General features: G+C 40.3%; 12 protein-coding genes. 7 read left to right on the plus strand and 5 right to left on the minus strand.

Annotated features, from left to right (window positions below):
• Positions 1-55: 55 nt before the first annotated feature.
• From Q0779_RS17355 to Q0779_RS17365, 3 genes are read left to right on the plus strand one after another with little or no spacing between them, the layout of a single operon-like run.
• A complete protein-coding gene (locus Q0779_RS17355) occupies positions 56-1156 on the plus strand; it encodes an OmpP1/FadL family transporter (RefSeq protein WP_298774476.1) in 1101 nt (366 codons plus the stop codon).
• A 27-nt stretch (positions 1157-1183) separates the two neighbouring features.
• Complete coding sequence (locus tag Q0779_RS17360) at positions 1184-1606, plus strand: DUF4345 domain-containing protein (RefSeq protein ID WP_298774479.1); 423 nt, start codon at positions 1184-1186, stop codon at positions 1604-1606.
• Positions 1607-1642: 36 nt separating this feature from the next.
• Entirely contained in the window at positions 1643-3160 is a 1518-nt protein-coding gene (locus Q0779_RS17365) for an arylsulfatase (protein ID WP_298774481.1), read from the plus strand.
• A 90-nt stretch (positions 3161-3250) separates the two neighbouring features.
• Here the strand turns inward: Q0779_RS17365 and Q0779_RS17370 are convergent, their stop codons facing one another.
• Together Q0779_RS17370 and Q0779_RS17375 are read right to left on the minus strand one after the other, a co-directional pair.
• Complete coding sequence (locus Q0779_RS17370) at positions 3251-3757, minus strand: hypothetical protein (protein ID WP_298774483.1); 507 nt, start codon at positions 3755-3757, stop codon at positions 3251-3253.
• Positions 3758-3906: 149 nt separating this feature from the next.
• Complete coding sequence (locus Q0779_RS17375) at positions 3907-4392, minus strand: VF530 family DNA-binding protein (protein ID WP_298774484.1); 486 nt, start codon at positions 4390-4392, stop codon at positions 3907-3909.
• 295 nt (positions 4393-4687) lie between these two features.
• Here Q0779_RS17375 and Q0779_RS17380 point away from each other — a divergent pair, with 295 nt between their 5' ends.
• Positions 4688-6298, plus strand: a complete 1611-nt coding sequence (locus tag Q0779_RS17380) for an ABC-F family ATPase (RefSeq protein WP_298774486.1) — start codon at positions 4688-4690, stop codon at positions 6296-6298.
• A gap of 44 nt (positions 6299-6342) precedes the next feature.
• Here the strand turns inward: Q0779_RS17380 and Q0779_RS17385 are convergent, their stop codons facing one another.
• Both Q0779_RS17385 and Q0779_RS17390 read right to left on the minus strand, forming a co-directional pair.
• Positions 6343-7395, minus strand: a complete 1053-nt coding sequence (locus Q0779_RS17385; RefSeq protein ID WP_298774488.1) for an AraC family transcriptional regulator — start codon at positions 7393-7395, stop codon at positions 6343-6345.
• A gap of 130 nt (positions 7396-7525) precedes the next feature.
• Complete coding sequence (locus Q0779_RS17390) at positions 7526-8578, minus strand: NAD-dependent epimerase/dehydratase family protein (RefSeq protein WP_298774490.1); 1053 nt, start codon at positions 8576-8578, stop codon at positions 7526-7528.
• Positions 8579-9210: 632 nt separating this feature from the next.
• Here Q0779_RS17390 and Q0779_RS17395 point away from each other — a divergent pair.
• Together Q0779_RS17395 and Q0779_RS17400 are read left to right on the plus strand one after the other, a co-directional pair.
• Entirely contained in the window at positions 9211-9771 is a 561-nt protein-coding gene (locus Q0779_RS17395) for a superoxide dismutase family protein (RefSeq protein WP_298774491.1), read from the plus strand.
• Positions 9772-9875: 104 nt separating this feature from the next.
• Complete coding sequence (locus tag Q0779_RS17400; RefSeq protein WP_298774494.1) at positions 9876-10148, plus strand: acylphosphatase; 273 nt, start codon at positions 9876-9878, stop codon at positions 10146-10148.
• A 330-nt stretch (positions 10149-10478) separates the two neighbouring features.
• Here Q0779_RS17400 and Q0779_RS17405 read toward each other — a convergent pair whose 3' ends face one another.
• Entirely contained in the window at positions 10479-12278 is a 1800-nt protein-coding gene (locus Q0779_RS17405) for a hypothetical protein (RefSeq protein ID WP_298774496.1), read from the minus strand.
• A gap of 274 nt (positions 12279-12552) precedes the next feature.
• Here Q0779_RS17405 and Q0779_RS17410 point away from each other — a divergent pair, with 274 nt between their 5' ends.
• Entirely contained in the window at positions 12553-12900 is a 348-nt protein-coding gene (locus tag Q0779_RS17410) for a hypothetical protein (protein WP_298774498.1), read from the plus strand.
• Positions 12901-13101: the final 201 nt, after the last annotated feature.

The following is a 13101-nucleotide window of genomic DNA, read 5'->3' on the forward strand; positions in this document are numbered from 1 at the left end:
CATGAGCAACTAAATAACATAGGAGGATGATAAAAATAAACGAAGGGATAAAGTGATGAAATACATGTTATGGGCTGGAATGTGTAGTTTATGCATTACACCGGCCATTGAGGCTGCAGGACTGGCACTGTCTCAAATAGGAACGGCAGATAGTGTTGCTAGTGCTGGGGTTGCAGGGGTCACGAATAATAATGATTCGGCGGCGGTGATCACCAATGCAGCGGGGATCACTGGGATTAATGGCTTCGCCTATCAAGTGGGGTTGGAGTACCTTGATATTAATCAAAAGTATGAAGAACAAACCAGTGGTCGCAGTTTAAGTGCGTCTTCAGAAATGCTTATTCCGCATTTATCCATGGTAAGTCAAATCGATGAGCGTTGGTATTATGGCTTGGCTTTATATGCACCCGGTGGACTGGCCTTGTCTTATTCTGATGGATTGATTGGTGCAGGTGTCATTGACAGTTCTGAAATTACCGTGGTGAATTTTGATGGCGCTATTGCTTATAAAGTGAGTGAGGCATTGTCATTTGGTGTTACGGGTATTGCGCAATATGCCAAGATGAAATTTACGCTGTCTGCTGGCGATGAATCCTCCGATCATGATACAAATTTGAGTTTTGCTCTGGGGGCGCAGTATCAAGTATCGAGCGAGGTGTTATTGGGACTGAATTATAATGCCAGTGTACATCATGATTTATCTCAATTGCCTGATAGCGTGATTGATCAAGATTTAGTCTGGCCTGCGATGACATCACTGGGTGTTGATTATCAATTCAATAAGCAATTAACCTTGAATGCGAGTTTGAACTGGGAGCAGTGGAGTGAGTTTGGTGACAGTTTTGATAGGAATTATGATGACACATTAGGCGGCGGAGTGTCAGCCAGTTATCAATTTGCCGATTGGCGACTCTTAGGTGGCGTGCATTATGATCAAAGCCCCATTAAAAATGCTGAAAATAGAACCATTGATATGCCCCTCGATGAAACATTAAGAATAGGCATTGGCGCAGAGTGGTCATTGAGTCAAGGTCAGTCAATTGGTGTGGCTTATCAGTATATGGACTTAGGGGATGGTGATACTGATTGGCTCACTCAACGTTATAGTTTCTCGACTAATAATATTCATTTTCTAACGGTTTCATTTAAAGGCTAATCTCAATAGCACAATGGGAGCGAAGATATGTTCCAAGCAAAAGTGTTTTTAATTATCTCAGTGATTGGTTTATTTCCGATTGCACTGTCTTATGGTGTCGCGCCAGAAACGAGTATCCCTTGGTTATATGGATTTCCTGTGGATACCATTAATAGTATTCATATTTTTCGAGCCATGATGGGATTGTATTTAGCCTTAGTTATTTTTTGGATTTTGGGCGCATCAAATAAAGGCTTAACTTCACCGGCACTATACAGTTTGATTGTGTTTATGTGGGGACTCGCAGTGGGCAGAGCCATGAGTTTGATTATTGATGGTATGGCACATTGGTTATTAATCACTTATATGGGGTTAGAAGTCTTATTTGCTCTCGTTGGTATGTTAGTGCTTAAAAAATTTAAACAAGAGCAAGCTGAAGAGGCAAAAAAATCGATAGAAGATAGTGAGTGAAAGGATGTGATTATTTAATTTAAGGAACCTATCCTAATGAAAGTAATAACGGATTTTTTAACGGTATTGATGCTGTATGGCTGCATGCTCTCTGTGACATTTGCCAGTACAGATAAACCCAATATTTTAGTGATTTTTACAGATGATGTGGGGGTCTCTAACATTAGTGCATTTAATAATGGATTAATGGGGGTGAGTACACCTAATATCGATAGCATAGCTAAAAAAGGCATGTTGTTTACGGACTATTATGCAGAGCCGAGCTGTACTGCTGGGCGGTCTGCTTTTTTAACAGGGCAATATCCCGTTCGTACTGGTTTACATTCGGTGGGATTACCGGGTGATCCTATTGGGTTGACCCCCGATACGCCAACAATAGCCGAGTTATTAAAAACACAAGGTTATGTCACTGGGCAGTTTGGCAAAAATCATTTAGGCGATCGAGATGAATTTTTGCCGACTATGCATGGTTTTGATGAGTATTGGGGTTGGTTATACCATTTGAATGCAATGGAATATACCGAAGATCCAGATTGGCCTAAAGGAGAAGCGATTAAAAAGTTTGCGCCGAGAAACTTAGTGCATTCATGGTCTACGGGAAAAGGGAAGCAGAAAATCACCGATGATGGGCCCCTTTCAACACAAAGAATGCAGACATTAGATGATGAAGTGAATAAACATACTTTGAGTTTTATTGAAAAAGCCGTCAAAGATAAAACGCCTTTTTTCACTTGGTATTGCCCTTCAAGAGGTCATGTTTGGACTCATTTATCACCAAAGTATGAAGCCATGTTAGGTAAAAATGGCTGGGGACTACAAGAAGTGGTGATGAAAGAGTTAGATGATCATATTGGCGAAGTATTGAATAAACTCGATGACTTAGGGATCGCAGATAATACGATTGTTGTGTTTACCGCTGATAATGGGCCTGAAATCATGACTTGGCCCGATGGTGGCATGACCCCCTTTAAAGGTGAAAAAGGCACAACATGGGAAGGCGGTGTGAGGGCTCCTATGTTGATCCAATGGCCGAATGCGATTCCGGCAGGAAAAGTGAATAATAACATTTTTAGCGGTATGGACTTTTTACCCACATTGATCGCTGCTGCGGGCGGCCCTGATGATTTGGTTGACAAAATGCTGGCAGGGTATAAAGGCTATAAAGCACATCTAGATGGTTATAATCAGCTAGATACGTTAACGGGAAAAGGGGAGGGTAAGCGTTCTGAGGTTATTTATTATGAAAGGACGCAACTTCAAGCGGTTCGTTACAATGACTGGAAGGCGCATTTTGTTATTCAACCTCATGGATGGGGTGGGGCGAAAGAAACACTGAATGCTCCGCTTTTATTCAATTTACGTCGCGATCCTTTTGAACGTGCAGCGGATGAATCCGGTATGTATATTAATTGGATGGGTAAAAAAATGTGGGCATTTGGCCCAGCTCAAGCTGTGGTTCGTGAGCATTTAGCCACTTTTAAAGATTGGCCTTCAGTGTCTTCTGCGGCTAGTTCCGCGGCTGATCCCAGTGGTTCTGACGGTATTGGTCGGTAATGCACGGTGGAATGTGGCAGGATTGAAAAGCGGCTTATGTTATTCGTAAGCCGCCTATGGTGAAGTTTAAGGGAGTTTGAATAGGCTGGCTTACTTTTTTCTTACGAGCTCAAATCTCATCATGATTTCTTTAGGGCCGATAATATTGTAGCCAAAGCCACTCATATTGTTATTGTCATCTAACGTAAAATCAAAAATGAGTTGTGAATTACGATCCGATGTATCAGTAATAATGATGCGATCGTGATTGATCCCGCCTAGCAAGATGTCTGTACCTTCCAGCAATTTCTTTTTGTTTTTATCATAAGACGTCCACTTGCTGGTACCGGTAATGATGCCATCGGGTCGTTGAACAAGTTGCCATTCAACTGTCATATAGCGTTCATGAAAGGGCACTTTTTCACGGATATTAGGGGCTGCGAAGGGTTGGTTTTCACTTCTATCGACGAGATAACTGAATTTTTTGTTGGTATACCAAGTTCCTGTCACATTATTAACTTCAGCCTCTTTCTCGGTGGCTTGAATGAGTGGTGAGATGCAAGTAGTCAGTAGCAGTAAAAAGCAAAGGGGGAGATAAAGTGGAATACTTTTTTTCATGTGTTTTCCATGATGAGGTAAAAGTATTTTAATTATAGATGGCCTTAATGAAGTTAGGTTGAAATGTTCAGATAATGAAGCAATGGCACCAATGACATTGCTTCATTATGATATCAGAAAGATTTTTTTTGATTTTGAGACAACTGTTTTTATTTACCCCAAGGATTCTTGGGATCTTGTGATGGTTTAGCGCGCTCATCTCGTGTTTTAGCCGAATTTGAGGAGGCTTTTTGTTCTTTGTTAAAACGCGTTGAGCCTTTTTGTTTGCTCATCGCCTTATAATCGGCTTCGGCTTTCGCGCGCATTTCAGCAACCAATTCTAACGTTAAGGCTTGTGGTTTACGGGGCAGAATGCCGTTGGCAAAACCACGCTCACGGGGTTTGAGCTTAAATTGTCCTGCATTGGCTTTTGGCATACGTTTGAAACGATAAAGGTAAAAATTTTCTACTCGTTCTCTGGCCCATTCTGTTTTTTTTAAAAATTTGATACACCCAGCCATGTTAGGGTTGAGATTAAAACATTCTAAACGCAGAGCGGCATATAAAATTTTCCAATCGTAAAAATCAACTAACTCTGTGATCATGGTTTCAAGCTTTAAGCCATGTAATGGATTATTTTGTTGTAGTTCGCTCATGAATCTTCCTAATACTGCAAATAAAGTGTCAAAATTAGCTTAACTTATTGAAAAGTTTTATGCTTAGAATGTATATGCACATAACATTGAATGCCTATTTTCATGTTATGGCGATGATAGGCAGAGATAATAACAATAAACGGCCTCTTTTGCTTGTCAGTCCTCGACATCTTAGCGGCAAACTCTGTATAATTCGCGACCTCTTTTTGTAGACTTTTGTACATCTTCAAGTATGACGGGTATGTCTTGCCATTGACTTGAAGATCGACTTGTCAGTAACCGCTGGAATTTTCCTTTGATTTCTACCGCAAACATCACAATGCAATTTGGCCCTGAGCCATTGTTTGAAAATATTTCGGCCAAATTTGGTAATGGTAACCGTTATGGCCTTATCGGCGCCAATGGGTGTGGTAAATCCACTTTCATGAAAATTTTGAGTGGCGAGTTGGCTCCCACTTCGGGCAATGTGTCGATTACGCCGGGTCAAAAGGTGGGTACTCTGAGCCAAGATCAATTTGCCTTTGAGCAATACAGTGTCATTGATACTGTGATCATGGGTGACTCGCGATTGTGGGAAGTCAAACAAGAGCGGGATCGTATTTATGCTTTGCCAGACATGAGCGAAGAAGATGGTATGAAGGTGGCTGAACTTGAAAGTGAATTTGCTGAGATGGATGGTTACAGCGCCGAGAGTCGAGCGGGTGAGATTTTATTAGAAGCCGGTATCGAAGAGGATTTTCATTTTGGTTTAATGCAGCAAGTGGCGCCAGGTTGGAAGTTACGAGTGCTATTAGCCCAAGCCTTGTTTTCAAATCCTGATATTTTGTTACTGGATGAGCCGACTAACAATTTGGACATACACACTATTAATTGGCTAGCAGGTGAGCTCAATAAACGTAAGTGCACCATGATCATCATTTCTCATGATAGGCATTTTTTAAATACCGTTTGTACTCATATGGCTGATATTGATTACGGTGAGCTGCGAATTTATCCTGGAAATTATGAATATTACATGGAAGCGGCCGCACTCATTCAAGAGCAGTTATTAGCAGGTAATGCCAAGAAAAGTGCCGAGATGGATGAGCTGCAAGACTTCGTGAATCGTTTTGGCGCCAATGCCTCTAAGGCTAAGCAGGCGAGCTCTCGAGCAAAAAAATTAGAAAAAATTAAGCTAGATGATGTGAAAGCGTCCAGTCGTATGACGCCGTCATTGCATTTTGCTGAAGGAAAAAAAATGCATCGCCAAGCCTTAATTCTGGAAAATCTAGGCCATGGTTTTGATGATGAACTATTGTTTGAAAGTGGTGAGCTCATTCTTGAAGCAGGTGCTAAGCTTGCGGTAATTGGTGAAAATGGTGTGGGTAAGTCCACTTTGTTACGTTGCTTGGTTAATGAATTAGCACACAATGAAGGCGTAATTAAATGGTCTGAAAATGCCGCCATTGGTTATTGCCCACAAGATAGTACAGCTGATTTTGATAATGATTTAAACTTATTTGATTGGATGTCTCAGTGGCGTACGCCGAAACATAATGATCTCATGGTGCGTGGGATGTTAGGGCGATTATTGTTTACTGAGGATGATATTAATAAAAAAGCCAAAAATTGCTCAGGTGGTGAGAAAAACCGCCTTTTATTTGGTAAGTTGATGATGATGGACATTAATGTTCTGGTGATGGATGAGCCCACTAACCATATGGACATGGAAGCGATTGAAGCACTTAATAATGCGCTTAAAGTGTATGAAGGTACCCTTATTTTTGTGAGCCACGACCGTGAGTTTGTGGCCTCATTGGCCACGCGCATTATTGATGTTAAAGACAAAAAGTTGGTGAGCTTTCATGGCACCTTTGATGAATACTTAGCGAGTCAAGATGAGCTGAAAGAGCAAAAAGTGGCGTAATATTTTGGCAAAATAACCTTCGCTATAAGGCCTGTGAGTTAAGCTTACAGGTCTTTTTTATTGTCTGTTTCATTTTGATTTCTTTGTGTTTCAGGTGTTATACCGCTCCATTGATGAAAAGCTCTAAAAAATGAACTTGTATCTTGGTACCCGAGTAAGAGTGCGATTTGAGAGTAAGGGATAGAGGATTGAGTGAGATAATGGTGAGCAAGTTGTTTTCTCACTTCGGCTAAGATAGCTTTAAAATATGTGCCTTCAGCGGATAGACGACGCTGAATAGTTCTTGGGCTGATGTAAATTCGTTGAGCCAGTGCTTGAATCGTCGTTTGCCCACTCGGCAGCATTTCTAATAATTGATAACGAACTTGAGTTTGCATATCGATATTGGTTGTGATGTCTATTAGACGTTTACGCAACTCAGGTTCAAAAAAAGACCACATGCGGGGATTGTCACTCACAAAAGGTTTATAAATATCTTTTTTGTCGAAAGTGATCGACATCGAAGCGGATTGCTGTACTGGGCAGGCAAAAAAATCTTTGTATTCAGCCTGAATAAGCGAAGGGGAAGGGCCTGATATTCTGTAAGGGATAATATGTTCACGTGTGGCCATGCGAGCGAGCTGCAATATAAAAACCATATCCATGATTGTCATCATATTGGGGATGGCTTCAACGGCTTGAAGATGACCAATATGTACAGAGAAATGCTGCTGTGTTTCTGTAAAAGTTAAAGTCATTGGACATAAAAGCGGCTTAAAGCGTGAAAGTCGTTCTAATGCTGTGTGTAAATTGGGACTACAATAAGCTGCAAAAAAAGGGGGATCAAAAAAGTCAGTGCTCATGTGTTTAGCAACGAGTAAGGGAAAAGGTTGATCGCTAAAGACTGTTTCAATGCCCTGCCAAAGTTGAAAATAGTCAAGATGACTCAAGCGAGCTTCCGTATGGGAAAATAAATCGCTAGGGAGTTTGGCATGTTTTAACACTAAGGTTTCATCTGCACCGAGTAAGTTGAGCAATATTTTCAACGTTGGGCTGACAATATAATACCCTTGCTGTCTATGTTTAGTGATTTTAGCTTTATTGTGTATTGTTATCATGGCGGTTTTTTGAGAACAAAGTAATGAAAAGAGGGGGTAAAATGAAGTATATACCTAAGCCAATGTAAGGTGTATCACAGGTATCATTTTTTGGCAGGTCTAGGTATACACAAGAAAGTAATAATATTGATTAGAGTAATTTATGGTCGATAAGTTGCTGAAAGAACTCAGTCATTGTTTGTTCGAGAGGACGATAATTTAAGCCTAAATCGCGCACACTTTTACTATTATCACCTTCCCATGAAATATTGACATTTCGAGCGATCATTTTGCGAGTCATATTCTTATTCGCAAAAGGGCCGATTAACCATAATAACCACTTAGGTATCATTCGTTTAGGGATGGGGTATCGATGTCCATATTTTGGCGTAAGTGTTCTTGCTAAATCAAATAAATTCGTATTGTGTCCCGAAATAATATAACGTCCACTGGCATTGTCCAGAAAGGCTGCTTGAAAGTGAGCTTGAGCGAGATCTCTGACATCAACCGCGCCCATTCCCCATTTTGGGGCTCCTGCTTTCATCGTGCCATCTCCTATTTGACGGAGTATATTAAAACTTTCTGAATGAGTATGTGGTTTGATGCCGGGACCAAATACGCCTGAAGGGTTTAATACTATGAGTTCCCAATGAGATTGTTGTTTATAAATACGCCATGCTGTTTGTTCTGCTAATGTTTTGGAGTAAGAATAAGCTTGGTGTTGTAGCGATGAGCTAGTATTCCAATCGCTTTCGGTAAAACGATTGTTTGCAGTGAGAGTAATATCGGTATTATCACCATAAATGGCTGCGCAACTACTGGTTAATATGATGCGTTTGACCGAAATAATCTCACTGGCACTGTGTAAAATATTTTCTGTTCCTTTAACAGCAGGATCAATTAACTCTTTTTGAGGGTTTTTAGTGTTCACCACGAAAGGTGAAGCCGTATGGAAAATAATTTCACAGCCCATCATGGCTTGTTTATATGAGCCTTTTTGAAGTAAATCAGCCTCAAAGAAGATAATTTTTCCTGCCGTTTTTTCTTCTAATGCTTTTAAATGCTGTACTTTGTCTGTATTTTGTGCATCACGAATGGGGGCATGAACGGTTAGGCCTGCTTCTAATAGTTGCTTAACTAATACACCCGCGACATAACCTGTTGCTCCCGTTACCATTACGGGTTTTTGTTTGTTAATCTTCATAAGGTGATCCTTGAGAAAGTCATTTGATGAAGATAGGTTATGCATTTCCGGACTGAATTACATTTGCAAACAGCGACAGTTCATTTACTATTCACGCCATTATTTCAATAGCGATGGCACGATTGAAATGCCACTTTTCGGTATTATTTTGAGCATGCTCGGCATTTGGCTTTATTGACAGATGTAGGAATAAATTTTAGTGCTTATCATAAGCACAAGGCATAGATTTTGTTATGGTCGAAGTATGCATCAAATATCACGCTTCTTTGTATTCAGAAGATAGCTTTTGTGTTGAAACCTATTTTTTGATGCAATGTCGACTTGGGGTTATTGCCACAGAGCAGATTTTTGTTGACGATAAGTTAATTACAATGATAACGACATAGTGACGTGCTCACATAATTTGATGAATTTATTTTTACTTAGCCATTAATTTTTATTTATTTTAATTTGTTTTTTTATATTTAACTGATTGTTTAAAAATAAAATAATGAAAGAAACACTTTAATCCCATTTGTAAATAATGCTGCGGTGCTTTGCGTGATGTAATCGATTAAGTCATGCTTCTTTTTCCTTGAATTGACCATGAATAATGCATGCTTAAATTCAATTTTAAGTATCAGGAGATGAGTATGATGAAGCAACCTATATCTTTTTTACTGGGGGCGATTGCAAGTGTAACGCTTGTTTCAACTAGTATGGCAGCAGTGAATTCTCATGAGGCGAAATTGGTTGAAACAAGCTCAATAGCGCAACCTGTAGAGAAAATTATGATGAATACTGTTGCCAGCAATACAAAGGCGCATTCGGTTGGATACATTATCGCAAAAGATACGCCAGAAGGCTTGCTATTGATCCCGCATTTATCAGGGATCCCGACAGGGTTCCATGGTTTCCATGTGCATACAATGCCCAGTTGTTCTGATAATGGTCATGCTGCAGGTGGGCACTTAGATCCACAAAAGACCAATGTGCATTTAGGCCCTTATGGTGATGGGCACTTAGGTGATTTACCTGTACTTTATGCTAATCAAGAGGACAAGATTACAGGCCCCGTTATTGCGCCTAAATTGACATTATCTCAGTTAAAAGGCCATTCATTAATGATCCATTTGGGTGGCGATAATTACTCAGATAAACCTGCTAAACTTGGCGGAGGCGGAACACGTTTTGCTTGTGGCGTGGTTAAATAAACTCTCTATGCATTTGCCAAAATGAATAGTCAAAATCAGAAAAAAACAGTGAAAGATAGCGAGAAATAGTCGAAGTGAAGGTGTTGCCAAAAGAGGAGGCTGCCATGTCGGTACGGACGCTAAAAGCGATAGTAACGGGTCGAGTACAAGGCGTGTTTTATCGAGCGTCAGTAAAAGAGGTGGCAGCGGCTTTGAGTATCAATGGCTATGCTAAAAATATCATAAATGGCGACGTTGAAGTCGAAGCCACGGGTCAAGAAGCAGACTTAATGGCAATGATTAAATACTTAAACCAAGGCCCCGAGGCAGCGACAATGGAAAGTGTGACTTGGGAGTACATAGAGACAAAATCTGTCGAGGGATTTGCTATTTATTAGGGTCGCAGCACGCGAGTATGGTGTTGTTAGGCCGCCACGGTGAATCGGCTTGAGTCAAAGCGCGCTCTCATCTAGGTTTTTTAATTTAGGCTCTCTAGTCTAAAAGCCAATCAACATAGCCAGCCAAAGGCAGACAATGATATTGATGATCTTTTTGTGGTGGTTGGGGTAGGGCATTTGGTGGGAGACAAGAGCATTCAAAGTGAGCTCCTTAATCAAGGAGCCCATATTCAACATTGCTGGCAACAGGATTGTAGCTAAAGGCTGAATTGCTTTAGGTAACTAGGGCTTGTTGATCTTTGGTGAGAGGCTCTAGCGTTCAATGCCATATTATTTATCCGTGTTAAAGGTCTCGGTATCAAAACTCCAAGTTTTACCTGCATCATTTTCAATGTAAATACGATAAAAATATGCCGTGTCAGGAGTTAAGTTTTGCAATGAATAACGGATAGAGCCTGATTGTACGGCATCAATTTCAACGACGTTTTGCCAACGTTCAGAAAATGTTAAGCCTTGCGTTTCTCCCCAATATAAAAGTACGGTGGCATTATCACCCAGTTTATCAATATTAAACTGGATCTCTGCTTGACTGCCACTGATATTGAGTGCCTCAAGTTGACTGATTATAGCAGGTAAAGCGTATAGCTCATCGATGTAACCACCTTGCAAATAATTGGGTAAAGGCGCAATGACGTTAGTTGTGAGTGTGCTTCTACCTTGAGTGCCTAAATGGTGTGCCATTCCTCCCATGCGCATTTGCATTTTATCATCGCTGACAGACCATGATTTATTCATGTATTCACCTGCTTTATCGTTGAAACTCATCGTATCCATGGCGGCCCATTGCCCTTGGTTGTCCATATACCAACCTCGGTAGCTGACCTCTCTCTCTTTGATCCCTGTACGGTTGACGCTAGAGTTACCCACGACTTCAATAAATGAACCCGCAGTGATACTGCTATTGGGTACACCGTAATTATATTTTTTACCCGCGGCATATAATTGCCAATGTTGAGTATCTGGGTGTAAAAAATAGCCATAATAGGTGTCATAAGGGTCGCCAGGTTCCATGCGTAATGCGAGTATTTGCTTGTCGATGTTATAGCCGTCATAAGGCATCCAATCTTCTAATTTAACCCCCGTTCCTTCGTGGGAGAAGCCACCATAAGTTGCTTGCTTATTACCTAAGGCGATTAAATGGGATAGCATGTCGACGGTTGGTTCGGTTTCATCTTTGCCATATGACCACATAGAGAAGTTAAGTCCTGCTACTTCCCCTCCACGGTGGCGTCCCGAGCCAAAATAGCCAAATTGGGTATTTATGGGGGCATAAAAATAGTTTTCGTAGTGACTTGGTGAAATTTCAACTACCCAGAGTCGTTTAGGATTGGTGTTAAGGCTGGTCTCAAAGCTAGCATGAACAGCTGACGGGCGCCAACGTGCTCTTAATACATAAGCATTATGAGCACCTTCTCCTTGCGCTTCTATGGTATAGAATCTACCCACGCTGGTGCCGATTAATTTATCAATACTGATTTCGAGGGGAAGGTATCCAGTTTGAGTGACATTAAAAGGAATGCTCCAAATAAAGCGTGGCTGATCTTCCCCATCAGTCGAGGGGGTGGTACACAGTGCTTGTTGCTCGCCTAATGTAAATAGAATTTGGCTACCTGCTTGGCTTGCGTCGACACCCATTTGTACTGTTAGAGTGAAGCTACCGGTATTTTCTAAAAACAGCGGCCATATAAGTGTGTTGTCTATATCACTCCAGTTTTCTATATAAGTAAATGATTCCCCTTTATTAAATTCATCTAACCCCGGTAAATCAACGGCTCCATTTCCGGCTAGTTTGACACCATCCTTATAATCGTGAAAAAGCTCATTAACACCGAGTTGTAGTATGCTGTCAGGCGTTTGTTGCGCCCAATAATATAATTCATTACCTGTTTCGTTATCGGTGCCGATATATAAGGGAGATATGTCATTATAGCGTTGACCTAAGGCGGGTGTTGTCGGCTGTTTCTCTGAAAATGTGTCACATGAAATCATGTCAACTTGCGCCAAAGCGGGCACTATCAAGCTAAATTGAAGACTAATTATCCCTATCATTGTTTGTTTGAAAAAGTTCATAACATTAACCTTTCATAAATGATCTGCCTAATAGACTAACCTAGAAATTCGTGTTGTTTAATGCTCAAAGTGTAACGGTATGTTATTACTGTCTTGATTTTATGTTGTAATGGGTTAATGTAGTTTATTATTATTGTTTTATCGCATTGGTGAGTGAATTATGTAGCGAACCATTAAAACAGACTTTATGGGCAAACATTCGGAGGTCTCACTTAGATCTTGACCTTAATATAACCATGTTAAGTAACCACCCTTAAATAATCGAACTTACTTGGTGATTAGAGCAAGAAATAATTCAGGTATCTCATTAAATAAATTTTCTGAATTCTCAATATTTGATCAAACTCTTCAATTGCTAAACTTAGAAAGCTTTTCAGATAATAATTATTCTCAACCAGCTAAAGTGATTATTTTACAGGCTGCTGATATTAATTTATTTGGGAATATAGAGCTAGTCGGTGAGTCGGCTGATTTGATTGTTTTTGGTACAAACAGCATTACTTGTACATCTTGTAAATTTACGGGTTTTAACCGAGTATTTTTATTGTCTGGTGAAGATAATGAGTTTTTAGATGAAGATCCGAATATAGGAATATTGGATGCTAGTTTAGGGACTATTTAAATTAATAACATTGATGCTGCTGGTGTTTTAGCATTGGATGTTTTTGCTGATGATTTAACCATCACAGGAAAGGTAGACAAAGACGAAAGGTAGACAAACAGGTAGACAAAGAGGTAGACAAAGGTGTAGTGGCATAGTTAGTTTGGCCACCTAGTTAGAGGTGATATCATCACCTCATAAGATGACAGGTGACATTATGAC

Source organism: uncultured Shewanella sp. (assembly GCF_947491715.1).
Taxonomy (GTDB): Bacteria; Pseudomonadota; Gammaproteobacteria; order Enterobacterales; family Shewanellaceae; genus Shewanella.